This window comes from Streptomyces sp. NPDC054975 (assembly GCF_053609105.1).
Genome location: NZ_JBSGWV010000011.1, coordinates 131,012 through 157,368, shown reverse-complemented (window position 1 = coordinate 157,368; position 26,357 = coordinate 131,012). Strand labels below are relative to the sequence as shown.

21 protein-coding genes and 1 tRNA gene are annotated in these 26,357 nt (G+C 71.7%); 14 read left to right on the top strand and 8 right to left on the bottom strand.

All coding sequences use genetic code 11. From position 1 onward, the window contains the following. Positions 1 to 127: 127 nt before the first annotated feature. A complete protein-coding gene (locus ACWF79_RS14430) occupies positions 128 to 1,033 on the bottom strand; it encodes an SCO6745 family protein (protein ID WP_453728412.1) in 906 nt (301 codons plus the stop codon). A gap of 115 nt (positions 1,034 to 1,148) precedes the next feature. Here ACWF79_RS14430 and ACWF79_RS14425 point away from each other — a divergent pair, with 115 nt between their 5' ends. Together ACWF79_RS14425 and ACWF79_RS14420 are read left to right on the top strand one after the other, a co-directional pair. After that, entirely contained in the window at positions 1,149 to 1,781 is a 633-nt protein-coding gene (locus tag ACWF79_RS14425; RefSeq protein WP_453728411.1) for a TetR/AcrR family transcriptional regulator, read from the top strand. Next, positions 1,778 to 3,094 (top strand): SGNH/GDSL hydrolase family protein, encoded by a 1,317-nt coding sequence (locus ACWF79_RS14420; RefSeq protein WP_453728410.1) that lies wholly within the window; start codon positions 1,778 to 1,780, stop codon positions 3,092 to 3,094. Before ACWF79_RS14425 ends, ACWF79_RS14420 begins: the two co-directional genes overlap by 4 nt. A gap of 54 nt (positions 3,095 to 3,148) precedes the next feature. On the opposite strand, the gene mfd is transcribed toward ACWF79_RS14420, so the two are convergent. Further along, positions 3,149 to 6,682 (bottom strand): transcription-repair coupling factor, encoded by a 3,534-nt coding sequence (gene mfd, locus ACWF79_RS14415; RefSeq protein WP_453728409.1) that lies wholly within the window; start codon positions 6,680 to 6,682, stop codon positions 3,149 to 3,151. A gap of 245 nt (positions 6,683 to 6,927) precedes the next feature. Here mfd and ACWF79_RS14410 point away from each other — a divergent pair, with 245 nt between their 5' ends. Further along, positions 6,928 to 7,176: a type II toxin-antitoxin system Phd/YefM family antitoxin gene (locus ACWF79_RS14410; RefSeq protein WP_453728408.1), complete on the top strand. Its 249-nt coding sequence runs from the start codon at positions 6,928 to 6,930 to the stop codon at positions 7,174 to 7,176. Beyond that, on the top strand, positions 7,173 to 7,541 hold the full coding sequence (locus ACWF79_RS14405) for a type II toxin-antitoxin system VapC family toxin (protein ID WP_453728407.1): 369 nt from the start codon (positions 7,173 to 7,175) through the stop codon (positions 7,539 to 7,541). The genes ACWF79_RS14410 and ACWF79_RS14405 overlap by 4 nt, the downstream gene beginning before the upstream one ends. 104 nt (positions 7,542 to 7,645) lie before the next feature. Here ACWF79_RS14405 and ACWF79_RS14400 read toward each other — a convergent pair whose 3' ends face one another. Both ACWF79_RS14400 and ACWF79_RS14395 read right to left on the bottom strand, forming a co-directional pair. Beyond that, positions 7,646 to 10,219: an ABC transporter permease gene (locus tag ACWF79_RS14400; RefSeq protein ID WP_453728406.1), complete on the bottom strand. Its 2,574-nt coding sequence runs from the start codon at positions 10,217 to 10,219 to the stop codon at positions 7,646 to 7,648. After that, a complete protein-coding gene (locus tag ACWF79_RS14395) occupies positions 10,216 to 11,004 on the bottom strand; it encodes an ABC transporter ATP-binding protein (RefSeq protein ID WP_453728405.1) in 789 nt (262 codons plus the stop codon). The genes ACWF79_RS14400 and ACWF79_RS14395 overlap by 4 nt, the downstream gene beginning before the upstream one ends. A gap of 342 nt (positions 11,005 to 11,346) precedes the next feature. On the opposite strand from ACWF79_RS14395, the gene ACWF79_RS14390 reads away from it, so the two are divergent. Beyond that, positions 11,347 to 13,005, top strand: a complete 1,659-nt coding sequence (locus ACWF79_RS14390) for an MFS transporter (protein ID WP_453728404.1) — start codon at positions 11,347 to 11,349, stop codon at positions 13,003 to 13,005. Positions 13,006 to 13,015: 10 nt separating this feature from the next. Here ACWF79_RS14390 and ACWF79_RS14385 read toward each other — a convergent pair whose 3' ends face one another. The 3 genes from ACWF79_RS14385 to ACWF79_RS14375 form a co-directional block, all read right to left on the bottom strand. Beyond that, positions 13,016 to 13,945, bottom strand: a complete 930-nt coding sequence (locus tag ACWF79_RS14385; protein WP_453728403.1) for a cellulose-binding protein — start codon at positions 13,943 to 13,945, stop codon at positions 13,016 to 13,018. Between the two features lie 147 nt (positions 13,946 to 14,092). Then, the gene (locus ACWF79_RS14380) at positions 14,093 to 16,810 is read right to left on the bottom strand and encodes an SUKH-4 family immunity protein (RefSeq protein WP_453728419.1); all 2,718 of its coding nucleotides are present in this window, start codon (positions 16,808 to 16,810) and stop codon (positions 14,093 to 14,095) included. Between the two features lie 7 nt (positions 16,811 to 16,817). Beyond that, positions 16,818 to 17,816 (bottom strand): SMI1/KNR4 family protein, encoded by a 999-nt coding sequence (locus tag ACWF79_RS14375; RefSeq protein ID WP_453728402.1) that lies wholly within the window; start codon positions 17,814 to 17,816, stop codon positions 16,818 to 16,820. A gap of 244 nt (positions 17,817 to 18,060) precedes the next feature. Between ACWF79_RS14375 and ACWF79_RS14370 the strand changes: the two genes are divergently transcribed. Together ACWF79_RS14370 and ACWF79_RS14365 are read left to right on the top strand one after the other, a co-directional pair. Next, on the top strand, positions 18,061 to 18,570 hold the full coding sequence (locus ACWF79_RS14370) for a YwqJ-related putative deaminase (protein WP_453728401.1): 510 nt from the start codon (positions 18,061 to 18,063) through the stop codon (positions 18,568 to 18,570). Positions 18,571 to 18,580: 10 nt separating this feature from the next. Next, complete coding sequence (locus tag ACWF79_RS14365; RefSeq protein ID WP_453728400.1) at positions 18,581 to 19,072, top strand: SUKH-3 domain-containing protein; 492 nt, start codon at positions 18,581 to 18,583, stop codon at positions 19,070 to 19,072. A 103-nt stretch (positions 19,073 to 19,175) separates the two neighbouring features. On the opposite strand, the gene ACWF79_RS14360 is transcribed toward ACWF79_RS14365, so the two are convergent. Then, the gene (locus tag ACWF79_RS14360) at positions 19,176 to 20,537 is read right to left on the bottom strand and encodes a sensor histidine kinase (RefSeq protein ID WP_453728399.1); all 1,362 of its coding nucleotides are present in this window, start codon (positions 20,535 to 20,537) and stop codon (positions 19,176 to 19,178) included. Between the two features lie 153 nt (positions 20,538 to 20,690). Between ACWF79_RS14360 and ACWF79_RS14355 the strand changes: the two genes are divergently transcribed. From ACWF79_RS14355 to ACWF79_RS14325, 7 genes are all read left to right on the top strand, one after another. Next, a complete protein-coding gene (locus tag ACWF79_RS14355) occupies positions 20,691 to 21,557 on the top strand; it encodes a hypothetical protein (protein ID WP_453728398.1) in 867 nt (288 codons plus the stop codon). 8 nt (positions 21,558 to 21,565) lie between these two features. After that, positions 21,566 to 21,639 (top strand) — tRNA-Gln (locus tag ACWF79_RS14350). Positions 21,640 to 21,761: 122 nt separating this feature from the next. Further along, positions 21,762 to 23,207 (top strand): bifunctional UDP-N-acetylglucosamine diphosphorylase/glucosamine-1-phosphate N-acetyltransferase GlmU, encoded by a 1,446-nt coding sequence (gene glmU / locus ACWF79_RS14345; protein WP_453728397.1) that lies wholly within the window; start codon positions 21,762 to 21,764, stop codon positions 23,205 to 23,207. Positions 23,208 to 23,328: 121 nt separating this feature from the next. Continuing rightward, positions 23,329 to 24,303, top strand: coding sequence for a ribose-phosphate diphosphokinase (locus ACWF79_RS14340; RefSeq protein ID WP_453728396.1), 975 nt, complete (start codon positions 23,329 to 23,331; stop codon positions 24,301 to 24,303). Between the two features lie 261 nt (positions 24,304 to 24,564). After that, positions 24,565 to 25,164 carry a 50S ribosomal protein L25/general stress protein Ctc gene (locus ACWF79_RS14335; protein ID WP_453728395.1) on the top strand — a complete coding sequence of 200 codons (600 nt, stop codon included), beginning with the start codon at positions 24,565 to 24,567 and terminating at the stop codon, positions 25,162 to 25,164. A gap of 103 nt (positions 25,165 to 25,267) precedes the next feature. After that, a complete protein-coding gene (gene pth / locus ACWF79_RS14330) occupies positions 25,268 to 25,864 on the top strand; it encodes an aminoacyl-tRNA hydrolase (RefSeq protein WP_453728394.1) in 597 nt (198 codons plus the stop codon). A gap of 39 nt (positions 25,865 to 25,903) precedes the next feature. Beyond that, positions 25,904 to 26,347: a hypothetical protein gene (locus ACWF79_RS14325; protein WP_453728393.1), complete on the top strand. Its 444-nt coding sequence runs from the start codon at positions 25,904 to 25,906 to the stop codon at positions 26,345 to 26,347. The last annotated feature ends 10 nt before the right edge of the window (positions 26,348 to 26,357 follow it).

Sequence of the window (26,357 nt, the reverse complement as noted above, 5' to 3'; positions counted from 1 at the left end):
GCGGGCCCCCCCCCCCCTCGGGGCGGGGGGGGGGGCGCCCCCCCCCCCCCCCCCCACGGCCGCCGTGCGTCCGGGCGGGACGAGCGGGCCTGACGGGACGGGCGGAACGGCCGGGAGGGGCACCGCCTCAGATCTTGCCGATCCCCAGGGTGTTCTCCGCCGGCAGCAGCCCGGAGCCGATGGCGGCGAGCCAGGGTTCGCCGAGGAGTTCGACGAGGCGGGCCGTGGACTGCGGACCGAGGACCACCCAGGGGGCAGCGGCCAGTTCGTCCGTACGGAGTTCCACCTCCGCGCGCAGGGCGCGGCCGGCGTCGGTGACCGTGACCGGGCCCGCACCGCCCTCCTCGGCGGCGAGCAGGCCGCGGGCGGTCAGGCGGGCGCGGGCGGCGGACCAGTCGGACCCGCTCCAGCCACGGCTGGCGAAGGTCGCTTCGGAGGCCGCCCCGACGGCCGCGAAGGAGACCAGGGACTCGACCGGGTCGAGCCCGGCGGCGAGCAGCGCGGCCACGTGGCCGTCGCCGCGGTGCTCGCGCAGGATCGTCGCGGCCTGCCAGAGGACCAGGTGCGGGGCGTCGGGCCAGGGCAGCTCGGCGTTGGCGGCGGCGAGCGGGCGCCCGGCCGTCACCGCGGCCTCGGCCGCGCGTCGCGCGAGCATGGCCGCCTCGGCGATCGCGGGGCCCTCGACGGCCTCCTCGCCGAACACGGAACGGTAGGTCCGGTCGACCGCGCGGAGACGGCCGTCGAGGGCTGCGGCCGGGGCGGCCGTCCGCCAGACCCCGGGCACGTACCGGGCCACCATCTCCGGGCTGAAGCTGTAGAAGGCCGAGCCGACCCGCCCGGACCCGACCGGACCGAGGGGCGCGGCGCGCCAGGCGAAGTACGCGGGCCAGCGCTCCGAGACGTCGTGGCCGAGGGCGCGGGCCTCGTCGAAGGCCTCGGGGGCGTAGTAGAGAAGCGCGTGCAGGGGTTCGATCAGGTGCCACATCTGCCGTACGCGACCGGGTTCCACGGCACCCAAGGTGTTCACGCTCATGTCGGACTCCTCCGCCTGCGTCGCCTCATCTTGACATTGACTAGATTGCCAGGGACCAGAATGCGCGCGCCGACGCGAACTTGTCAATGCCTAGATGCGGCGTAGGGTGCTGTCCATGACCAGTCGGCGCACCTATCACCACGGCGACCTGCGGCAGGCGGTGCTCACCGCCGCCCTGGACGTCATCGCCACCGAGGGCCCGTCCGCGCTGAGCCTGCGCGACCTCGCGCGCCGGGCGGGCGTCTCCCACGCCGCCCCGGCCCACCACTTCAAGGACCGCGCGGGGCTGCTCACGGCCGTGGCGGCCGAGGGCTTCGAGCTGCTCGCCGAGGCGCTCGGCGAGGCGAAGGACCTGAAGGACGCGGGGGTGCGGTACGTGCGGTTTGCCACCGAGCACCCGGCGCACTTCCAGGTGATGTTCCAGCCGGACCTGCACAGGCCCGACGACCCTGAGCTGCTGGCCGCCAAGGAACGGGCGGGGGACCGGCTCCGCGCGGGCGTCGAGGGCGTCACGAGCGCCGCGGGCAGCACGGGAGACAGCCGTCTCGCGGGGGTCGCGGCCTGGTCGCTCGCCCACGGTTTCGCGACCCTGCTGCTCAGCCACAACCTGACGGGCCCGATCGGCGACCGGGACCCCGAGGAGGTCTTCCGCACGCTCGCCGGACTGCTCTTCACGACCGGCACCTCGCCGTCACCGTCACCGCCCGGGGAATATGCGGAGCCCGACTCCGATTGGTCAGATGCATGACGACGATCACGCCTTCCACAACGTCCGTACGCCGCACCGCCGTTGCCGCGTTCACCGCCGCCGCCCTGACCGCCCTTCCCTTCGTCGGCACCGCCGAGGCGACAGCCCGCCACGACGGCGCGGCCCGCCACGCCCCTAGCCAGTGGCGCGGCGCCTGGGCCGCGTCCCCGCAGTCCGCGACCGCGCCCTTCGGCTCCAACTGGTCCCAGCAGGGCTTCTCGAACCACACCGTCCGCCAGGTCGTCCGGGTGACCACCGGCGGCACCAAGGCCCGGATCGAACTGTCCAACCGGTACGGCACCACCCCGCTGCGGATCACCGGCGCGACCGTCGCCCGCACGGACAAGGGGGCTTCCGTGCAGGCCGGTTCGGTCCGGCAGCTGACCTTCGGCAAGAGCGGCTCGGTGACGATCCCGGCCGGCGGAGCGGCGTACAGCGACGGCGTGCCGTTCACCGTGAAGGCGCTGGAGTCGGTGACCGTCACCCTCTACCTGGCCGCTCCCACCGGCCCGGCCACCTTCCACCACTTCGCCGCCGCCACCAGCTACCGCGCGGACGGCGACCACCGCTCGGACCGGGACGGTACGGCCTTCAAGGAGACCAGCGCGTCCTGGTACTACCTCTCCGGCGTCGAGGTGACCGGCGGGAAGGCCCCGCGCCGGGACGGCATCGTGACGTTCGGCGACTCGATCACCGACGGCGTCGGCTCCGGCCCCGACGCGAACAACCGCTACCCCGACGAGCTGGCCGAGCGCTTCGCCGCCGCCGGGAAGCCGCGCTCCGTCCTCAACCACGGCATCGGCGGCAACCAGGTCACCAACGACACGACCTGGGCCGGCGAGAAGGGCATCGAGCGGTTCAAGAAGGACGTCCTGACCGAGCCGAACGTCCGCACGGTCGTCCTCCTCGAGGGCATCAACGACTTCGGCGGCAGCGGCCCGTCCTTCCCCGGCGGCCCGACCCCCGAGGTCTCCGTCGACCGGCTCATCGAGGGCCACCTCGCCCTCGTCCGCCAGGCCCACGCCCACGGCATCAAGGTGGTCGGCTCGACCCTCACCCCGGTCGGCGGCTCCAACTACGGCACCGCGGCGGTCGAGGCCAAGCGGGAGGCGTTCAATCACTGGGTCCGCACGTCGGGCGCGTACGACGCCGTGGTCGACTTCGACCGCGCCGTCGCCGACCCGTCCACCGCGTCGACCGACCCGGCCGTGATCGACCGCCTCCTGCCCGCGTACGACTCGAAGGACCACCTGCACCCGAGCGACGCGGGCTACCGGGCGATGGCCGAGGCCCTCGACCTCGACCAGCTGTGACCCCGGCCTGACCCGGCTCCGGCCCCTGCCTCCACCGGCAGGGGCCGAGGCCGGTCAGGACCCCAGGATCGTCGTCAGGAACTCGCCCGTCCACGCCAGCAGTTCGCGGCCCACGACCGGCTTCCCGCCGATCTTCCCGCTCGTCGGACGGGGCACCAGGATCTGGTGGACGGCCGGCTTGACGACCGTACGCGGGTAGAGGCGCTTCAGCCGCAGCTCCTGCGACTCCCGCAACTCCACCGGCGCGAAGCGGATGTTCGGGCCCTGGAGGACGATCTCGCCGACGCCGCACGCACGGGCCAGCATCCGCAGGCCGGCGACCAGGAGCAGGTTCTCCACCGGCTCCGGCAGCTTGCCGTAGCGGTCGGTGAGCTCCTCCCGTACCGCCTTGATGTCCTCCTCCGTGTTGGCGGAGGCGATCGCCCGGTACGCCTGGAGGCGCAGCCGCTCGCCCGGCGCGTAGTCGTGCGGGACGTGCGCGTCGACCGGCAGCTCGATCTTGACCTCCAGCGGCGGCTCCTCCTCGACCCCGCCCTCCAGGGAGGCGCGGTAGTCGGCGACCGCCTCGCCCACCATCCGTACGTACAGGTCGAAGCCGACGCCCGCGATGTGACCGGACTGCTCGCCGCCGAGCAGGTTGCCCGCGCCGCGGATCTCCAGGTCCTTCATGGCCACGTACATGCCCGCGCCCATCTCGGTGTGCTGGGCGATCGTCGCGAGCCGCTCGTGCGCGGTCTCCGTCAGCGGCTTCTCCGGCGGGTAGAGGAAGTACGCGTAACCACGCTCGCGGCCACGGCCGACACGACCGCGCAGCTGGTGCAGCTGCGACAGGCCGAAGTTGTCGCCGCGCTCGACGATCAGGGTGTTGGCGTTGGAGATGTCGATGCCGGACTCGACGATCGTCGTGGAGACGAGGACGTCGAACTTCTTCTCCCAGAAGTCCACCACGACCTGCTCCAGGGCCGATTCCGACATCTGGCCGTGCGCGGTCGCGATCCGCGCCTCCGGGACGATCTCCCGCAGCCGCGCCGCCGCCCGGTCGATCGACTCGACCCGGTTGTGGATGTAGAAGACCTGACCCTCGCGCAGCAGTTCACGGCGGATGGCCGCGCCGATCTGCTTCTCCTCGTACGGTCCGACGAAGGTGAGGACCGGGTGCCGCTCCTCCGGCGGGGTGGTGATCGTCGACATCTCGCGGATGCCGGTCACGGCCATCTCGAGCGTACGGGGGATGGGGGTGGCGGACATGGTCAGCACGTCGACGTTGGCGCGGAGCTTCTTCAGCTGCTCCTTGTGCTCGACGCCGAAGCGCTGCTCCTCGTCGACGATGACCAGGCCGAGGTCCTTGAACTTGGTCTCGGAGGAGAAGAGACGGTGCGTGCCGATGACGATGTCGACCGAGCCGTCGCGCAGCCCCTCCATCGTCGCCTTCGACTCGGTCTCCGTCTGGAAGCGGGAGAGCGCGCGGGTGACGACGGGGAACTGCGAGTACCGCTCCGAGAACGTGCCGAAGTGCTGCTGGACGAGGAGCGTGGTGGGGACCAGGACCGCGACCTGCTTGCCGTCCTGGACGGCCTTGAAGGCGGCGCGGACCGCGATCTCCGTCTTGCCGTAGCCGACGTCGCCGCAGATCAGGCGGTCCATCGGGACCGTCTTCTCCATGTCCTCCTTCACCTCGGCGATGGTGGACAGCTGGTCGGGCGTCTCCGCGTACGGGAAGGCGTCCTCCAGCTCCCGCTGCCAGGGGGTGTCGGGGCCGAAGGCGTGGCCGGGCGCCGCCATCCGCGCCGAGTACAGCTTGATCAGGTCGGCGGCGATCTCCTTGACGGCCTTCTTCGCACGCGCCTTGGTCTTCGTCCAGTCCGCGCCGCCGAGCCGGTGCAGGGTCGGCGCCTCGCCGCCGACGTACTTCGTCACCTGCTCCAGCTGGTCGGTGGGGATGTAGAGGCGGTCGCCGGGCTGGCCGCGCTTGGCGGGGGCGTACTCGACGAGGAGGTACTCGCGGGTGGCGCCCTGGACGGTCCGCTGGACCATCTCGACGTACCGGCCGACGCCGTGCTGCTCGTGCACGATGTAGTCGCCGACCTCCAGGGTCAGCGGGTCGATGGTCTTGCGGCGCTTGGCCGGCATCCGCTGGCCGTCCTTGCCGGCCGCCTTCTGGCCGGAGAGGTCGGTCTCGGTGAGGACGGCGAGCTTGAGCGCCGGGTCCACGAAGCCGTAGTCGATGGAGCCGGTCGCCACGTGCACGACGGACGGGGAGATCTCGGCGAGGTCCGCGTCGAGCCGGGCGGCGATGCCCTCGCCGCCGAGGACCTCGACCGTGCGGGTCGCCGGGCCGTGGGCCTCGGTGACGTAGACCGTGCGCCAGCCGTCGGCCAACCAGCCCTTGGTGTCGGCGAGGGCGCGTGCGGTGTCGCCGCGGTACGACTCCGGGGCGTGCATGCCGAGCTTGACGGTGTCCTCGTCGTGGTCCTCGTCGGAGGCGGCGAACGGGGAGACCGACCACCACATCATGTCGAGCTCGCGGGCCCGGTCCCGTACGTCCGCGATCCCCCACAGGGAGGCCGCGCCCACGTCGATGGGGGCCTCCCCGCCGCCCGCCGTGGCCGCCCAGGAGGCCTGGAGGAACTCCTGGCTCGTGGCGACGAGGTCGGCGGCCCGCGTGCGGACCCGCTCGGGGTCGCAGACCACGGCCATGGAGCCCTTGGGCAGGACGTCGAGCAGCAGCTCCATGTCGTCGACGAGGACGGGCGCGAGGGACTCCATGCCCTCGACGGCGATCCCCTCGGCGATCTTGCCGAGCAGCTCGCCCAGCTCGGGGTGCTGCTCGGCGAGGGCGGCGGCGCGGCGCTTCACCTCGTCGGTGAGGAGCAGCTCGCGGCAGGGCGGGGCCCACAGACCGTGCTCGGCGACCTCCAGGGAGCGCTGGTCGGCGACCTTGAAGTACCGGATCTCCTCGACGTCGTCGCCCCAGAACTCGATCCGGAGCGGGTGCTCCTCGGTCGGCGGGAAGACGTCCAGGATGCCGCCGCGTACGGCGAACTCGCCGCGCTTCTCGACCAGCTCGACGCGGGAGTACGCGGCGGCCGCGAGGCCCTCCACGATCGCGTTCAGGTCGGCGCTCTGGCCGGTGCGAAGGGACACGGGCTCCAGGTCACCGAGGCCCTTGACCTGCGGCTGGAGCACGGAGCGTACGGGGGCGACGACGACGGAGACGGGCCCGGTGGCCGGGTCGTCGGGAGACGGGTGGGCGAGGCGGCGCAGCACGGCGAGGCGGCGGCCGACGGTGTCGGAGCGGGGCGAGAGCCGCTCGTGCGGGAGCGTCTCCCAGGAGGGGTAGTCGACGACCGTGTCGGGGTCGAGGAGGCTGCGCAGCGCGGCGGCCAGGTCCTCGGCCTCCCGCCCGGTCGCGGTGACGGCCAGCACGGTCCGCCCGGCGTCCCGCGCGAGCGCGGCCACCGCGAAGGGCCGCGCGGCGGGCGGTCCGACCAGGTCCACATGCATGCGGTTGCCGTCGGACGCGGCCTTGACCGCTTCGGCGAGGGCGCCGTCCTTGACGACGACATCGAGCAGACCGTGCAGGCTCATGGAGCTTCCATCCCGGTGGGTAACGGCAGCGGGCAACGCGAACAGCCCGACACGTCGCACGGGCCGGGTGGTCCCGGCGCCGTGACGGGGCCGGGTGCTCCCCCAGCCTACGACGTGGGCGGCGCACCGGCGCGGGGGATCGACTTCACCTGGCCGGGTGAAAAGGGGCAGATCGGGTGGCGCCCGTCCGGCGCCGCCCAGTAGAGTTAGTCCGAACCTAGTCCACTCCCGCCCGAGAGGCAGTCATGGACGCAGCAGCACGGCAGTACAACGTGCACGAGGCGAAGACCCACTTCTCCAAGATCCTTGAGGCGGTCGCCTCCGGCGAAGAAGTCATCATCAGCAAGTACGGGGAGCCGATGGCGAAGGTGGTCCCGCTCGAAGGCAGGGTCCGCCGGACCGACTACGGCTCCCTCAAGGGCCGGATCACGCTCGCCGACGATTTCGACGAACTTCCCGAGGGCTTCGCCGAGGCGTTCGGAGCCGACGAGTGAAGCTCCTGCTCGACACGCACGTCGTCCTGTGGTGGCTGCAGGGCGAGCTCTCCGACGAGATCCGGGATCTGCTCGCCCGGGAACGCCGGGTGCACGTCAGCGCGGTGACCCCGTGGGAGCTCTCGGTCAAGCAGGCGACCGGCAAGCTCGACGCCCCTATGGACGTCGCGGAACGGGCTCGGGACTCACAGTTCCTGCCGCTGCCGATCACCGCGGACCACGGCATCCGCGCCGGCCAGCTCCCGCCCCACCACCGGGACCCCTTCGACCGGATACTGGTCGCCCAGGCGCAGACCGAGGGGCTGACCCTCGTCACCCGGGACAAGCACATCCCGCTCTACGACGTACCCGTACTGACCGTGTGACCGGCTGACCGATTGACCGGCTGACCGGCTGACCGGCCGAGAACAGCCGTACGGCCCCGGTGGACCTGGTCCGGTCCACCGGGGCCGTCTGCACAGGGCCCGTCCTACTCCGTCGCGATCGCGTTCAGGACGTTCATCCGGCCCGCGCGGAACGCCGGGACCAGGGCCGCGAAGAGGCCCACGAAGGCCGAGGCGACGAAGACCGTCAGGATCGTCGGCCAGGGGATCTCCAGGACCCCCAGGCCCTCCAGGGCCAGGAGCTGCTGGGCCGACGTGCCCCAGCCCAGGCCCAGGACCAGGCCGAGGAGGGCACCGAAGAGGGCGATGACCACCGACTCCAGACGGATCATGCGGCGCAGCTGGCGGCGCGAGAGGCCGATCGCCCGCATCAGGCCGATCTCCCGGGTCCGCTCGACCACCGACAGCGCGAGCGTGTTCACCACGCCCAGCACGGCGACGATGATCGCCAGCGCCAGCAGCCCGTACACGATGTTCAGGAGCTGGCCGACCTGGTCCTTCAGGTCCTGCTTGTAGTCGGCCTGGTTCTGCACCTTGTACTGCGGGTACGCGGCGAGCGAGTCCTTCAGCGCCGCGTACGCCTCGGTCTCCTTGCCGTCCTGCGCCGTCGCGAACATGATCACGCTCTGGGGCATCTTCTCGGCCGGGAGGTACCGCGCCGCCGTGGTGACGTTGGTGTACATCACGCCCTTGTCGACGTTGTTCTCGTCCGACGTGATCGCCGCGACGCGCAGCTTCGCGCGCTCGCCGCCCTTGAAGTCGACAGTCAGCTCGTCGCCGACCTTCACATCGTGCTCGTCGGCGTAGTCGCTGCCCACCGACATCGCGTTCGCGCCGTAGGCGGCGGCCAGCTCACCGGCCGTCGTGTCGCGCCGCAGGTCCTTCGCGTACGACGGCTCGGCGGCGACCAGGCCCTCCTTCACCGCCTTGCCCGCCGGGTCGGTGATCGTCGCCTCGACCCACGTGTACTCCGTCACGTGGTCCAGGCCCGGCGTCTTCTCCAGGGCCGCCTGGGCCTGCGGCACGATCGGCTGCCCGTTGGTGGACTGCACGATGAAGTCCGCGCCGACCGAACGGTCCAGCTCCTCCGTCGCCGACGCGACCATCGACGAGCCGACCACCGACAGGCAGGCCACCAGCGCGAGCCCGATCATCAGGGCGGCGCCGGTCGCTCCCGTACGGCGCGGGTTGCGCAGCGCGTTCCGCTCGGCCATCCGGCCCACCGGGCCGAAGACCCGCAGGACTACGGCGCCGAGGACCCGCACGACCCCGCCCGCGAGCAGCGGGCCGACGACGATGAAGCCGACGAGGCTCAGGACGACACCGAGGCCGAGCCAGAGGGAGCCGGGACCGGCCTCCGCCGCCCGCGTCGACGTCCACAGCGCGGCCGCGCCGCCCAGCGTCAGCAGCAGGCCGAGCCCGCCCCGTACCCGGCCGGCCTTGGCGTCGGCCGGGGTACCGGCGTCACGCAGGGCGGCCATCGGGGAGACCTTGCCGGCCCGGCGGGCCGGGATGTACGCGGCGAGAACGGTGACGACGATGCCGAGGACGAGGCCCACGGCCGGCGTCGTCCACTTCACCGTCAGGTCGCCGGTCGACAGCTCCATGCCCACGGCGGACATCAGCTTCATCAGACCCACCGCCACCCCGACACCGGCGGCGACACCCGTGATCGAGCCGACGACGCCGAGGAGCACCGCCTCGACGAGGACGGAACGGTTCACCTGACGGCGGCTCGAACCGATCGCCCGCAGCAGACCGATCTCGCGGGTGCGCTGAGCGACCAGCATGGAGAAGGTGTTGACGATGAGGAAGATGCCGACGAGGAGAGCGATCCCGGCGAAGCCGAGCATCGCGTACTTCATCGGGGTGAGGAAGCCCTCGACGTCCTTGCGGCCCTCGTCGGCGGACTCCGCCTGGGTCAGCAGCTTGTACTCGCCGCCCACGGCGGCGGAGACGTTCTTCTTCACCTGCTCGTGGCTGAAGCCGGGCGCGGCCGTCACCTCGATGCTGGTGAACTCGCCCGCCTTGCCCAGAAGTTGGCGCTGGGCGGTCGCGGTGTCGAAGTAGACGACCGTGGCGCCCGGGTTGGTGACCTTGAAGTCGACGATGCCGGAGATGCGGGTGGTGAAGTCACCGGTCACGGCGATCGTGCGCAGCTCGTCGCCGATCTTCAGCTTGTGCTTCTCGGCCGTGCCGGCGTCCAGGAGCGCCTCGGTGGGCCCGCGCGGGGCGTGACCGGAGGTGATCTCCATGGAACGGAGTTCCCCAGGACCCCAGTTGACCGCGATCGTCGGGGCGCCGCCCTCGGAGCCGAGGTTCTTGTCGTGCGCGTCGGCGACGGTCACGCTGAGCGAGATGACCTTGCCCTCGGCGGACTTGACGCCCTCGGCCCCGGCGACCCGCTCGACGGCGGACGCCGGCATTGTCTCGGGGCGCCCGGACCGCGGGGTCTCGTCGTCGGTCGCCGCGCCCTTCGGGCTGACGGTGACATCGGCGGCGGTCGCCGAGAAGAGCTTGTCGAACGTGGTGTTCATGGTGTCGGTGAAGACGAGTGTGCCGCTCACGAACGCCACCGAGAGCAGGACGGCGACGGCGGAGAGCGCCATGCGGCCCTTGTGCGCGAAGAAGTTGCGCAGAGAGGTCTTCAGGACGGTCATGACGTACGCCCCCGGGCGTCGAAGTCCTTCATCCGGTCGAGGACGGCGTCGGCGGTGGGCCGGTACATCTCGTCCACGATCCTGCCGTCCGCGAGGTAGAGGACGCGGTCGGCGTACGAGGCGGCGACGGGGTCGTGGGTGACCATCACGATGGTCTGGCCCAGCTCGTCCACCGACTGCCGCAGGAAGCCCAGGACTTCGGCCCCCGCGCGGGAGTCGAGGTTACCGGTCGGCTCGTCACCGAAGATGATCTCGGGCCGGGCGGCGAGGGCACGTGCCACGGCGACGCGCTGCTGCTGACCGCCGGAGAGCTGCGTGGGCCGGTGCCGCAGCCGGTCGGCGAGACCGACGGTGGTCACGACGCGGTCGAGCCACTGCTGATCGGCCTTCCGGCCGGCGATGTCCATCGGCAGCGTGATGTTCTCGAGCGCGTTGAGGGTCGGCAGCAGGTTGAACGCCTGGAAGATGAAGCCGATCCGGTCACGGCGCAGTTGGGTGAGCCGCTTGTCCTTCAGCCCGGTGATCTCGGTCTCGTCCAGGAAGATCTGGCCGCTGGTGACGGTGTCGAGCCCGGCGAGACAGTGCATCAGGGTCGACTTGCCGGAGCCCGAGGGGCCCATGATCGCGGTGAACTGGCCACGGGCGATGTCCACGTCGACGTGGTCGAGGGCGACGACCCGCGTCTCACCGGCACCGTACGCCTTGACGACCTGCCGAGCCCGCGCGGCGACGGCCGTACGCCCTCCGGTCTCCCCGTGCTGGGGGATGGTCACAGCCGAAGTCACGGTATGTCTCCTATGTCTAGGCAGGTTGGTCCGGGGCGGAAACGTCTGGGTGGATCTGTGTCTGCTGGATCTGTCCGGGCGGAAATCCCTGGGCGGATCCGACCCGTGTCCGAGTCTGCGAGAAGCGGGACAGGGGATCACTGGTGCTGGTCGCACTCTTCGCCCTGGGGTTTTCCGTAAGACCACGGTAAAGACGGGCGCGCCCCTTCTCCTCCTCCGCCGGGACGAACGACCCCTGCCCTCTAGGGGGGAGAGACCCCTAGGGGTTCTCCCCCCGAGGTTCGAGTGGGAGGCTGAGGCGACGGATTTAGATGTACGACCCATCAGACGGAGGGCACCGGGGTGTCACGGACGACCAGGCCGCAGACCGCAGAGCCGACGACGGCCCCACGCGGGCGCGGACCCGTCGTCGCGGCGCTGATGCTGGGGATGGCCCTCGCGGCGCTCGACGGCACGGTCGTCGCGACCGCCGTACCCCAGATCGTCGGCGACCTCGGCGGCCTGTCGGTCTTCTCCTGGCTCTTCTCCGGCTACCTGCTCGCCGTCACCGTCACCCTGCCCGTGTACGGGAAGCTCTGCGACACCTTCGGCCGCAAGCCGGTCCTGATCGCCGGAACGATTCTCTTCCTCATCGGCTCCCTGCTGTGCGCCGCGGCCTGGAACATGGGCTCGCTGATCGCCTTCCGCGTCGTCCAGGGCCTCGGCGGCGGCGCGCTCCAGGGCACGATCCAGACGATCGCGGCGGACCTGTACCCGCTGAAGGAGCGCCCGAAGATCCAGGCGAAGCTCTCCTCGGTCTGGGCGACGGCCTCGGTGGCGGGCCCGGCGGCGGGCGGCCTCCTCGCGGGGTACGCGGACTGGCGCTGGATCTTCCTGATCAACCTGCCGGTGGGCCTGCTCGCCCTGTGGCTGATCGCCCGGTACCTGGTGGAACCGGAGGGACGGACGGGCGGGGCGGACCGGACGGGCCTGGGAAGCCGCGCGGGCCGGGCAGACCGGACGGGCCAGGGAAGCCGGACGAGCGGGGCGGACCGGACGGGCCAGGGAGGCCGGGCAAGGCGGAAGGTGTCGGTCGACTGGGCGGGCGCGGTCGCCATCTTCGCGACCGGAACCCTCCTGCTCACCGCCCTCGTCCAGGGCGGCATCGCCTGGCCCTGGCTCTCCGCGCCCTCCCTGGGCCTGTTCGCCGGCGCGTTCGCCCTCGCCGGAGTGACCGTCCTCGTCGAGCGCCGCGCCACCGAACCGATCATCCCCGGCTGGATCTGGCGCCGCCGCACGATCTCGGCGGTCAACCTGGCCCTCGGCGCACTCGGCCTCCTGATGGTCGCCCCGACCGTCTTCCTGCCCACCTACGCCCAGGCCGTCCTCGGCCTCGGCCCGATAGCCGCCGGCTTCGTCCTCTCCGCGATGACCCTCAGCTGGCCCATCACGGCGGCCTTCTCCAACCGGGTCTACAACCGCGTCGGCTTCCGCCTCACCGCCGTCATCGGCATCACCGTCGCCCTGCTCGTCCTGCTCGCCTTCCCGTTCCTGCCCTTCCCCGGGGAACCCTGGCAACCGGCCCTGCTGATGCTCCTGCTCGGCGGCGCGCTCGGCCTCTTCCAACTCCCGCTGATCGTCGGGGTCCAGTCGACCGTCCCGTACGAGGAGCGCGGCACGACGACCGCGTCCGTCCTCTTCTGCCGCCAGGTCGGCCAGAGCGTGGGCGCCGCCCTCTTCGGGGCGATCGCCAACGGCGTCCTCGCCTCCCGACTCGGCGCCGGCACCGACCTGGACAGCCTCGCCCAGACACTGGACCACGCCGACGACGGCCTCCGCCGCGCGGTCGATGCGGCCGTCGACCACGTCTACCTGGGCGCGGCTGCCGCCGCGGCCCTCGCCCTCCTGGTCCTGCTGACCCTGGCCCCCCGCCGCTTCCCCGTCCTGAAGGAACACGTCCCGGTCCCGGAGGACGAGGAGGAGCGGGAACGGGAGCAGCGGGACGGGATCCGGCCGGTCTGACGCCCGGCGCCTACGACTCGGGATCCGCCTCCGGCTCGGCGCCGGGGTCCGGGGTGTCCGAGGTCTCCGCGTCGTCCGTGGGGGCGAGGCCGCGGCCTGTCAGGGTGGCCAGGGAGGCGCGGATGTGTTCCATCTGGGCGTGGATCTCCTCCCGGGCCTCCTCGTGTTCCCGCAGCACGCGCTCCGTCGCCCGTTCGACGCGCTCCCGCTGCGCCCGCGCCTCGGAGAGGAACTCCGCCGCTCGGGCATCCGCGTCCTCCTGGTCGTGGCGAGCACGTTCCCGCGTCCTCGCGAGGGCGCGTTCCGCCTCCGCCAGGTGGACGTGCGCCTCGGCGACGAGCTCCTCGTACCGGGCGTCCAGTTCGGCCACCCGGGACGCCGCCGCGCGCTCGGCCTTCTCCCGTACGACCACCTGCTCCGCGCGCTGCGCCCCCCGCAGCGCCGACGCCCTGCGGACCGTGTCCTCGAACGCCTCCCGTGACGCGGCCCGGATCGCCCCCGCCTCCTGGCGGGCCGCCGCGCGCAGCGCCCTGGACTCCGTGTCCGCCGCCTCCAGGGTGACGCCGGCCGCGTCCTCCGCCTCCGCCCGTACGGCGTCCGCGTACGCGCGGGCCGCCTCCGTCACCAGGCGCGCCTCCCCCTCCGCGACCTCCGCGAGGGACTTCGCCTCCGCCTCCGCGGCCCGTACCAGACGCTCGTCCTCCGCCTCCGCGAGCGCCAGTATCTTCCGCGCCCCCTCGCTCAGCGACTCGTACCGCTGCGGCGCCAGCGCCTCGACCTCCGCCCGCAGCCGTACGGCCTCCGCCTCCCGCTCCTTCACGAGCGCCGTCAGCCCGGCCGCCCGCTCCCACGCCGCGTCGCGTTCCCCCAAGAGCGCGGCGAGGTGACGGTCGACCTGCTCGGGGCTGTAACCGCGCCCGCGTCCGACGGCGAAATCCATCCCTGACGCCCCTTCCGTAACGGTCGTACTGGCTCAAATGCCAAGGATGCGTCATCAGACACGACAAAGGCGCCCGACGTGTCCTCCACGTCGGGCGCCTTCGTCACATATGGCCTGCATATGGCATGCATTTGGCCTAGAGCGGGGCTACAGCAGTCCGTCCCACATCTGCTCCAGGAGCACCGACCACCAGGTCTCCGGCGACGCCAGCGCCGCCGGGTCCAGCATCGCCAACTGCGCCTGGAAGTCGACCGTCCAGCGGCCCGCCTGCTCCGGGTTGAGCCCGAACCGCAGCCGCCACATCCGCCCGAGGAGCGCCATGGACCGGGCGAACTCCGGCAGCCCGCTGTTCACGAACTGCGGCGGCACCGGCGCACCCCCCGGGCCGGCCTCGACCGGTACGGCGACGATGTGCGCGGTCCCGTACTGGACGCAGAGCGCCCGCCCGAAGTCCGAACCGATCACCAGGTACGAGCCCGCGTCCGACGCCGGCTGGACCTGCCGCTGCGCCGCGAGCTCCGCGAGCGTCGGCACCACCGGCTGGGCCGGCTGCGCCCAGAAGAACGGCCCGAAGTCGGCCGGCAGCCCCGCCCACACGAGCGTCAGCGCGACGATCTCCGGCACACCCTGCCGGGACACCGCCCGCTGGTCGAACCGGCAGATACCGGGCCCGAAGGCACCCGCCATCTCCTGCGCGATGCCCTCCGGCGGGATCGGCGGCGCCGGCTGCACCGGCGGCAGCGGAGCCCGTACCGGCGCGGGCCGAGCCGGGCCGTCCGCGACCTGGTGCAACTCACCCTGATGAGTGAGGAGTTGCCGCATGCCCTGCTGGCGGCCCGCGTGATCCCTGCCGTACGGCGCGATGTTGGTGATCCGCGCCTGCGGCCAGGTCTCCCGGATCATCCGGGCGCAGTAACCACCCGGCAGCTCACAGGACTCCAACTCCGTGTGCAGCTCCAGCACTTGCTGCGGCGGTACGTTCATGGCGCGCAGCTCGTGCAGGATCTGCCACTCGGGGTGCGGAGTGCCGGGAGCGGACCGCCGGATGATCTGGGCCTCGGAACCGTCGGGCGCGCGGTAGCGTAGCACGGCCTGATAGCCGGGGCCGACGGTCGGCTGACCGGTCGGCTGCTGCGGGTAGCCGTACGCGGGCGGCGCGGGCGGCGCGCCCTGCATGGACGGCGGCGGCCCCGGCGGAGCCGGCGGCCCACCCGGGCCCGGCTGCGCCAGCATCGTGGCCGCGTGATGCACCCCACCGGGCGGGGTGCCGGGCGCACCGGGCGCGCCAGGAGCTCCGGGGGCACCAGGAGCCCCGGGGGGTCCGGGCGGGGGGATCGCTCCGGGACCGGGCTGCGCGAGCATCGTCGCCGCGTGCGCGACACCGGCACCGGCACCGTCGGACCCACCGGGCACGCCAGGCGCACCGGGCATGCCCGGCGGCGCGGGCGGAGGCGGCGGAGTGCCGGGCCCACCCTGACTCGGGTGCGCGAGCATCGTCGCGGCCTGGTGCACGGGCTGCGCGGGCGGCGGCGTCGGCGGACCGGGAGGCCCGGGCGGCTGGGGGCCGTCGGGGCCGAGCTGGGAGACCAACTGCGTCGGGATGTAGCCCCCCGCGGGCGCCCCGGCGCCGGGGGCCCCCGGCGCCTGCGGCGGCGGAGGAGGATTCCCTCCAGCCCCACGCGCCCCACGCGGGGGCAGCGCGGCCTTGCTGGTGGCGGCGTCCGCGATGTCCCCGGCCCCGGGCGCCCCGGGCGCGGGCGGCGGCGTGGGCGTACCAGGAGCGGGCGTACCCCCAGGCGCACCAGGCGGAACGGGTGCGCCGGGTGCGCCGGATCCGAGCGACGCGCCCGGACCACCGGACGACGCCGGCCCGGCCCCCGGAGCCGCCGGCGCAGCCGGAACCCCCGGCGCTCCCGGCGTCCCGGGTGCTCCCGGCACTCCCTGCGCGGCCGGTGCTCCCGGTGCTCCCGGTGCTCCCGGTGCTCCCGGTGCTCCCGGTGCTCCCGGCGGGAACGAGGCCTCGGCGCCGGACGGCGGCGGGGCGTGCGGGTCGAGAGCCTGGGCGATCGCCGTCGGCGGCAGCGCGCTGCCGCCCGCCATCAGGGCCGTCGGGGCGTCCGCGCCCACGACCGGCAGCGACGAGTCGTCGTCGTCCGCCCCCGAGAGCGGCGGCGCGAACACCGTCGCGGGCAGCGGTACGGAGCCGTCCGCACCGCCCGAACTCGCGTTGGCGTCCGCCCACGGGCTGCTCACCGCAGGCCTCGCGGGAGCGTCGACCGACGCCCCGGACGGAGTCCCCGCCGGCGTCGAGGCCGAAGCGCCGGACGGCGTCCTTGCCGGCACCCCGTCGGCAGCCGTCGGCTCGTGGTCGACCGACCGCCCCTCCGACGCGCCCGCACCCGCATCCGCGTCCGCGGTCACGGGCTCCGACTCCGGCGTCGACGAACTCCCGCCCGCCTGGGACGCGTTCGGGCCCTTCGGCGGCAGACCCAGCTTGTCCGCCGCGTCCTGCAGCCACTCCGGCGGGCTCAGCAGGAACGACGTCGCGTTCAGGTCGACCCGCTCCGGCGGCGCGGCCGGCGCACCCGCGCCCGCCTCGTCCTCGACCGCGCCGTACTCCTCCTCGTACCGCCGGATCACCTCACCCACCGGCAGCCCCGGCCACAGCGTCGCCTCACCGCTGTCCCGGGCGATGACCAGCCGCTGCCGGCCGCCGTCCGAGATCGGACCGCCCTCGCGGTCCTCCGCCCAGACGACGAAACCGAGCCCGAACTCCCGCACCCGCACCTCCCGGTGCTGGTACGCCGGCACGTCACCGTTGATCCATTCCTCGGCGCGCTCCTGCGCCTGCGCGAACGTCACCACAGCCACTTCACTCCCCTACCGGGACCACGGGCACGGCGCGCGCGAAGCCGCCGTCCACCATCAGGTTCGCCACCGTCTCCAGCTCCGGCGGATTGCCCGCCAGCCGCTGCAGGAACGCGTCGAAGTCCTCGCCGCACGGCAGCAGCAACCGCTCCACGCGCTCGCCCACGCTCCACGCGGCGGCCGCCTCACCGGCGTCCCGCGCGTCGTCGTACGCGCAGAACCACACCGTCCCGACCCGGTCGCCCTTCACCTTCACCGCCAGGATCCCGCCCTGGACGAACCCGACGCCCAGATAGTCCTTGGTCAGGTGGTCGCGCAGACACTTGTTGACGTAGACGAGGTCATTGACGCCCGCCTCCTCGCGCACCGTGAAGAACGGCTGGTCGACCAGCAGACCCAGCTCCGCGTCCAGCGCGGCGCCCACCGGCGCGCAACCGCCCGCGGCCTTCAGGAAGGAGCGGTACGCGCCCGGCAGGCGGTACCCCAAGTCCTCCTCGACTCCGAGCAGTTGCTGCTCGGACACCGACACCAGGCCCTTCGGCACGCCGACGTGCGCCGGCCGCGTCTCCTGCAGCGGGCGCGTACCGCGCTTGTCGTGGTCCACGACGGCCGTCGCGACCCCGCCGTGGTGCCGCAGCAGCGCCTTCACCTCGACCGGAACCAGCTCCATCCGCCGGCTGCCCGCCACGTGGTGCCACGTCCAGCCGTGCGGGGTCGCCACCGACGGAATCGTGTCCCACAGCTCGTGGCCGGTCGCGGCGAGCGCCGCGTTCGCCGACACGTAGTCCGTCAGCCGCAACTCGTCGACGCCGAAGCCCTCGGGCGGATCGGCGATCTCCGCCGCCGCCCGGGCGTACGGCGAAAAGTCCGGATAGCCGTGTTCGTCCACCCGCACCCCTCGGGGATGCCGGGAGGCGCGGACCGGGTCCGGGAAGTGCACGACCTGCCCGGCGTAAGCCGCGTTCGGTGGCGCGGCGTGATGCCCGAGCCGACCTGTCGTCATGGCGGTTGCCCCCTGCGCTGGCTGCTGGCTGATTCCGCACAGCCTATGCGCTGCCACAAGCCCGCCACCCGGCCCGATCCCCCGACGACCACAGCCCGTGACCAACTGTCACGAGCGGATGACACACCGGCGATAGTTACGACACACCGAGGCCCCGTTCGAGTACCCCGCTTCCACATGAGGCGTCCCATTTGGCACTCTGTTCCAGCAACTCGGGGGATTGCAGGAGGGGAAGAAACGCACCATGTACGCAGCACCGACGCCCACGCAGGGTGACCCACGCCTCAACTGGAGCAGCACCGAGCCCACCCGCGCCCCGTTACTGCGCTTCCGCCGCGACGGCATCCTCCCCACCGTCGGCGCCGCGCTCTCGGTACGCGGCGAGACCCTCACGTGCACCGCCGGCCGCGGCGACCAGCCGCCCGCCCTGCACCCGCTCGTCCAGGACTTCCTGGACACCCTGACCAGCGGGCAGCGCGAACGCTTCACCGGACGCTGCCCCGAGGCCATCCTGCTCTCCCGCCACCTGACCGCCACGGAGACGGGCCGCTCCAAGCGCGCCCAACGCAAACCCCTCACCCACAGCGAGGCGCGCCGCTCGCTCAAACAGGCCAAACTCACCGCGCGCCGCATCCGCGAGGCCGGCGACCCGCTGCACGGCAGCTACGCCGCCCCCTGTCGCTCCTGTACGGCGATGCTCGCGCACTTCGGTGTACGCACCGTCGACCCCACCTCGACTGTCGAGAACGGCTGACCGCACCTCCATGCCCGACCACCTGAGCACCACCCGCTTCCCGGTCAACGTCGACGCCGCCCTCCGCGAGGCGGGCTGGCAGCCCGGCCGCTGGGACATCAAACTCGCCGAACAATGGGCCGACACCCTGCGGGCACACGTCTCGCCGGGCGGCCACCGGCACAGCGTCTTCCCTGCGGCGGTCGAGGCGTGGGCGGAGTTCGGCGGCCTCCGCGTCACCGCCCCGGGCACGGGCCGCCAGATCGCCCCGGCCACCCTCCACTTCGACCCCCTGGCCGGCCTCCACCTGTCCCGGACCCTGTCGGACCTCGGCCGGGCCCTCGACACGGAGATCTCCCCCCTGGGCGAGGAGGGCGAGCACCAGGCGGTCCTCGCGATCGACGCGGAGGGCCGGGTCTACAGCCTGGACCACACCGGCGACTGGTTCCTGGGCCGGGACATCGACGCGGCGCTGTCGACGCTGATCACGGGGACGCGACCGACGAGGCTGGTGACGGGCTAAGCGGTACGGAATCGGATCCAAGATCCACGATCCAAGATCCACGACATCGGATCCAATACCCAATATCCGACATCCAACGTCGAGGATCCCGCAAGGACCGGATCTACGCCGCCCGCTCCCCCACCGGCAACACCGCCGACACCCGGAACCCGCCCCCGTCCGTCGGCCCCGACACGAACACCCCACCCAGCCGCGTCACGCGCTCCCGCATGCCGACCAGACCGTTCCCCCCGCTCGGCAGATGGGCGTCGGCGGCCTCCGCGTCCGACGGGCCGTTCTCCACCTGCATCGCGACCTCCGCCCCACGATGCGCGAGCCGGACCACGACCTTCGCGCCCGCCGCATGCTTGTGCACATTGGTCAGCGCCTCCTGGACCACGCGGTACGCCGTCCGCTCGACCTCCGCCGCGTACACCCGCGCCTCACCCATCACCGTCAGCTCCACGACCACCCCCGCCTGCCGCGACTGCTCGACCAACGCCTCCAGCGCGTCCAGACACGGCCCGTCCTCCGACGCCGCCTCGGCAGCAGCCGCAGCCGCCCGCCCGACGGCAGCCAACGGAACGGCCGCACCAGGGGACCCCGTGGATCCCGACGGACCCCCAGCCGGCACCGCCGTGCCCGCCCCCTCCCGCAGCACCCCCAACATCTCCCGCAACTCCGTCAGCGCCTGCCGCCCCATGTCACCGACCAGCGCCGCGTTCTTCACCGCCTTCTGCGGATCCTTCAACGCCACCGCCTGCAACGCCGCCGCATGCACCACCATCAACGACACCCGGTGCGCGACCACGTCATGCATCTCCCGCGCGATCCGCGTCCGCTCCTCCTGCCGCGCCCACTGCGCCCCCTGCTCCGCCCGGTCGGCGAGCAACGACAACTCCTGCTCCAGGCTGTCCGCGCGCTCCCGCAGACTCTCCATGAGCCGGCGCCGTGCCCCTATGTACAGGCCGAAGAGCACCGGGGGCGCGTTGAGCCCCAAGGTGAGGAAGACCGCGACGACCGGGATGTACCAGCCACTGGGATCGAAGTCCGGCTGCCCGGCATCGGCCTGCGCGACGTCCTGCCGCACCCGCACCACCGTCACCAGGAAGACGGCGACCGTCGACATTCCGGCGAGCGCGGCCGTGATCCGGCGGGGCACCTCGGAAGCGGCGAGCGTGTACAGCCCGACGATCCCCATCAGATAGCCCATCTCGGCGGGCGTGACCGCGATCGAGACCAGGACGACGACCATCGGCCACCGGCGCCGCAGGAGCAGCACGGACCCGACGACCAGCCCGAACAGCACCCCCACGGGCACCGGCAGCCCCGCCTCGTCGGCGAAGCCGACTCCCTGGATCCCGCACTCCAGCGACGACACGGCCGCCAGGCCGATGTCGAGCACCGCACTACGCCGTCTCCCCCACCACCACCGGCCGCTGGGCGTCATGCCCGTCGCGTCCTGGTGTGCCCCCGTTGTGGTCATGCCCTCCAGCCTACGGGCGGGGGCCAGTCATTTTCCGGCGACTACGGGAGGAGGAAGCGCCGCCGTCAACCGCGTACACACACCAGTCCCTCGAACTACTGAATCGCCCAGGCATTCGACCCGGACGTCCGCATTCCGGACGATGGTGTTCGTATGACCCCTGAAACGAGTCGCTACGCCGACTTCGAAAGCCTCCGCGAGCAGGCCGTCGCGTTACGCCGCGAGGGCCTCAGCCGGCGCGAGATCCGCGACCGCCTCGGCATCCACAACAACGACATCCTCAACCGCCTCGTGGAAGGCGAGCCGCCCCCGGAGTGGACGAAACGCCCACGCGCGAAGGACGACCTCCGCGACCGGGCGCGCGAGCTGCGCGCCCAAGGCATGACCTACGACCAGATCCAGGTCGAACTGGGCTGCTCGAAGAGCTCGATCTCCCTCTGGGTCCGCGACCTTCCGAAGCCGGAGCCCCGCCACACCCCAGAGGAACAGCGTGCGCTCATGAACGAGGGGCTCAAGAGGCTCAGGATCGCGCAGGACGAGGAGCGGGCAGCCGTCAAGCAGGCTGCTCACGTCGAGATCGGCGACCTGTCGGATCGCGAGCTTTTCCTGATCGGAGTCGGGCTCTACTGGGCGGAAGGGCAGAAGAGCAAGTCGTACGCACGCCGAGAGCGGGTGATCTTCGTCAACAGCGACCCCGACATGATCCTCTTGTTCCGTGCCTGGCTCAGACTGCTCGGCGTCGACGGGAAGCGTGTCGGGTACAGGGTGATGATCCACGAGACTGCCGATGTAGTCGGGGCGGAGCAGTACTGGGCCGGACTCCTCGGCATCGGGGCGGCAGAACTCCGCCGGACCACCCTGAAGAAACACAACCCCAAGACCGTCCGGAAGAACGTGGGGGAGGACTATCGAGGCTGCCTGGTCATCGACGTCGCGGGGAGTGCCGAGCTGTATTGCCGCATCGACGGTTGGTGGTCTGGGATCAATGCCGCGGCGGGGCGTGTCTCCGGTATGGTCTGACGCACCGGTCCCCCGTGGTGTAACCCGGCAGCACACCAAGTTTTGGTCTTGGCAGGTCAAGGTTCGAATCCTTGCGGGGGAGCACCCAGTGCGCAGGTCCGTGGTGCGGGTCCTGACCTCACGGTCAGGACCCGCACTCATGTCCGCCCCAAAACCCCCCGGTATCCTGCGGGTGTCCACCACCCGAAGCCGAAGGGCATTCCCGTGAGCGCCAACCGCCCGGCCGCCGTCGTCGTCCTCGCAGCGGGTGAGGGCACCCGCATGAAGTCGAAGACCCCCAAGGTCCTGCACGAAATCGCCGGACGTTCCCTCGTCGGGCACGTCGTGTCCGCCGCGCGGGAGCTGGAGCCCGAGCACCTCGTCGTGGTCGTCGGGCACGCGCGTGAGCAGGTCACCGCGCATCTCGACGCGCACTACGCCGGCACCCGCACCGCCGTCCAGTACGAGCAGAACGGCACCGGTCACGCCGTCCGCATGGGGCTCGAAGAGCTGGGCCAGGCGCCCGACGGGACCGTCGTCGTGGTCTGCGGTGACACGCCGCTGCTCTCCGGGGAGACCCTGAAGGCCCTCGCCGGCACCCACGCCGCCGACGGCAACGCCGTCACCGTGCTGACCGCCGAGGTGCCGGACTCGACCGGCTACGGGCGCATCGTCCGGGACGCCTCCGGCGCCGTGACGGCGATCGTGGAGCACAAGGACGCCTCCGACGAGCAGCGCGCGATCATGGAGATCAACTCCGGGGTGTTCGCGTTCGACGGGCGGCTGCTCGCGGACGCGCTCGGCAAGGTCCGGACGGACAACAGCCAGGGCGAGGAGTACCTCACCGATGTGCTGTCGATCCTCCGTGAGGCCGGTCACCGGGTCGGTGCGTCCGTCGCCGGCGACCACCGCGAGATCCTGGGGATCAACAACCGCGTGCAGCTCGCCGAGGCGCGTGCGCTGCTCAACCAGCGGCTGCTGGAGCGGGCGATGACCGCCGGTGTGACCGTGGTCGACCCGGCCTCCGTCTTCGTCGACGTGACGGTGACGTTCGAGCGCGATGCCGTCATCCACCCGGGGACGCAGCTGCTCGGCGCGACGCACATCGGCGAGGATGCCGAGGTCGGTCCGAACACGCGTCTGAAGGACACGCAGGTCGGCAAGGGCGCCCGGGTGGACAACACGGTGGCGGACTCCGCGGTGATCGGCGAGAGCGCCTCCGTGGGGCCGTTCGCGTATCTGCGGCCGGGGACGAACCTGGGGCTGAAGGCCAAGGCGGGTACGTACGTGGAGATGAAGAACGCGACGATCGGTGAGGGGACGAAGGTTCCGCACCTCTCCTATGTGGGCGACGCGACGATCGGCGAGTACACGAACATCGGCGCGGCGAGCGTCTTCGTGAACTACGACGGTGAGGCGAAGCACCACACGACGATCGGGTCCCACTGCCGGACCGGGTCGGACAACATGTTTGTGGCACCCATCACGATCGGGGACGGTGCGTACACCGCTGCCGGGTCCGTGATCACCAAGGACGTACCCGCCGGTTCGCTCGCTGTCGCCCGTGGCCAGCAGCGGAATATCGAGGGTTGGGTGGCTCGGAAGCGTCCGGGGAGCGCTGCCGCGCAGGCCGCTCAGGCCGCTGTGGAGGGGCCTGTCGGCGAAAGCTGACCGGAAACAGGTGCGTCGAACTCGGCGTACCGTGATACGTGCACACAAATTCGGCTGGCTCGCACACGCGCACGGGAGCGCGGGATTCGCGGCCAGGGAACACGTCTGAGGAGACAGTGCTGTGACCGGGATCAAGACGACCGGCGAGAAGAAGCTGATGCTCTTCTCCGGCCGCGCCCACCCCGAGCTGGCCGAGGAGGTCGCGCACCAGCTGGGTGTCGGCCTCGTGCCGACGAAGGCTTTCGACTTCGCGAACGGTGAGATCTACGTCCGTTTCCAGGAGTCGGCTCGTGGCGCGGACTGCTTCCTGATCCAGAGCCACACGGCTCCGATCAACAAGTGGATCATGGAGCAGCTGATCATGATCGATGCTCTGAAGCGGGCTTCCGCTCGGAGCATCACCGTGATCATCCCGTCGTACGGCTATGCCCGTCAGGACAAGAAGCACCGTGGCCGTGAGCCGATCTCGGCCCGTCTGGTGGCCGATCTGCTGAAGACCTCGGGTGCGGACCGGATCCTCACGGTCGACCTGCACACGGACCAGATCCAGGGCTTCTTCGACGGCCCGGTGGACCACCTGTCGGCGCTGCCGGTCCTGGCGGACTACGTGGGCAGCAAGGTGGACCGTTCGAAGCTGACGATCGTCTCTCCGGACGCCGGTCGTGTGCGGGTGGCGGACCGTTGGTGCGACCGGCTTGACGCGCCGCTGGCGATCGTGCACAAGCGTCGTGACAAGGACGTCGCCAACCAGGTGACGGTGCACGAGGTCGTCGGTGACGTCCGTGGCCGTGTCTGTGTCCTGGTGGACGACATGGTGGACACGGGTGGCACGATCTGCGCCGCCGCCGACGCGCTCTTCGCGCACGGCGCGGAGGACGTCATCGTGACGGCCACGCACGGCATCCTCTCGGGGCCGGCCGCGGACCGTCTGAAGAACTCGAAGGTGAGCGAGTTCGTGTTCACGGACACGCTGCCGGTGCCGGGTTCCCTGGAGCTCGACAAGATCACGGTGCTGTCGATCGCGCCGACGATCGCGCGTGCGGTGCGTGAGGTGTTCGAGGACGGTTCGGTGACGAGCCTGTTCGAGGAGCACTGACCTCTCCGAGGATCCGTGCAGTTTCCGAGTGAGGCCCGCTTCCCCTCCGGGAGGCGGGCCTTTCTCATGCCCTCGGCCCCGGCCCTGGAGTGATCCAGTTGGGTGGTGGGGCCGGCGGCCGGTAGACTGCCGTAGTTGCTCGGCGAGGGAGGCTGTACCCAGGCGGTACGGCGGTCCGTTATCGACGCGCTCTTCGTAGCAGGCCATCGCCAGTCGTGGCCGGGTGACAGTCACATTCGTCACCATTTACGAGGAGTGCACATGTCCGAGGTGAAGCTCGCCACCGAGACCCGTACCGAGTTCGGCAAGGGTGCGGCGCGTCGCATCCGCCGCGAGAACAAGGTTCCCGGCGTTCTCTACGGTCACGGCACCGACCCGGTCCACGTCACGCTGCCGGGCCACGAGCTGCTGCTCGCGCTGCGTACCCCGAACGTCCTGCTGTCCCTCGAGATCGACGGCAAGAACGAGCTGGCGATCCCGAAGGCCGTGCAGCGTGACCCGCTGAAGGGCTTCCTGGAGCACGTCGACCTGCTGCTCGTGAAGCGCGGCGAGAAGGTCACCGTCGAGGTCGTCATCGAGACCGAGGGTGAGCTGGCGCCGGGCACCTTCCTGGTGGAGCACGTGCTGAACACGCTCTCCGTCGAGGCCGAGGCCACCCACATCCCCGAGTCCGTCACGGTCTCCATCGAGGGCCTGGAGGCCGGTGCCTCCATCCTCGCCAAGGACATCGCGCTGCCGAAGGGCACCTCCCTGGTGACCGACGCCGACGCCGTCGCCATCCAGATCCTGGCCGCGCAGGCCGAGGAGCCGGCCGCCGAGGCCGAGGGTGAGGCCGCCGAGGCCGAGGGCGCCGAGGCCTGAGCCGTAGGCTCTGCTTGACGCGACGGGGTGACGGGCCGTTCGGGCCCGTCACCCCGTTTCTTCTGTACGCATACGTGTCCGCACACGAGGAGACCAGACGCAGATGACGGACGACGCGAACGCCCCCTGGCTGATCGTCGGCCTCGGCAACCCGGGGCCGGAGTACGCGGCCAACCGCCACAACGTGGGTTTCATGGTGGTGGACCTGCTCGCCGACCGTATCGGCGGGAAGTTCAAGCGGGCGCAGAAGGCGCAGGCGCAGGTCGTGGAGGGGCGGATGGGTCCGCCGGGGCCGGCGAACCGTCGGGTGATCCTGGCGAAGCCGATGTCGTACATGAATCTCTCGGGTGGTCCGGTGACGGCGCTGCGGGACTTCTACAAGGTGCCGACGGCGCATGTCGTGGCGGTCCATGACGAGCTGGACATCGACTACGGGGTGCTGCGTCTGAAGCTCGGCGGGGGCGACAACGGCCACAACGGTCTGAAGTCGATGACGAAGGCGATGGGCGCGGAGTACCACCGGGTGCGGTTCGGCATCGGGCGTCCGCCGGGCCGGATGCAGGTCGCGGACTTCGTTCTGAAGGATTTCTCCTCGGCGGAGCGCAAGGAGCTCGACTACTTCGTGGACCGGGCGGCGGACTCCGTGGAGTGCCTGGTGGCGGAGGGTCTGGAGCGCGCGCAGTCGGCGTACAACTCCTGACGGTCCGGCCGTCGCGGTACGACTGTACGATCGCGGGTCATGACGCACGCCCGTAACGCCGCCATGGCCCTGATAGCCCTGCTGCTCCTCGTCGCGGGAGCCTGGTCGTCGTGGGGCACGGCGCAGCACGTACTGCTTCCGAAGGGCCGTGAGCACGGCACGTTGACGGTGACCGGCTGCAACGACGAGACGTGCAGCGGCCGTTATGTGCCGTCCGGTCCGCCCTCGCCGCACTCCACCCTGACGATCGACCGCTCGGTGGCGGCGGCCAAGGGGCAGACGCTGCCGGTGGTGGTGAAGCCGGGTACGAGCGTGGCGGTGCGCACGGGGTGGGGCGGCGGTCTGCACGCCTGGCTCCCGCTGGGCGGTGCGCTGTTGCTGGCGGCGCCGCTGGTCGGGGGCGGCTTGCGGCTGACGCGGACGGCGTGGTCGATGGCAGGCGTGGGGGCCGTGTTGCTGGTCGGGACGTTCTTCGCGCTCTGATTGTTATGAG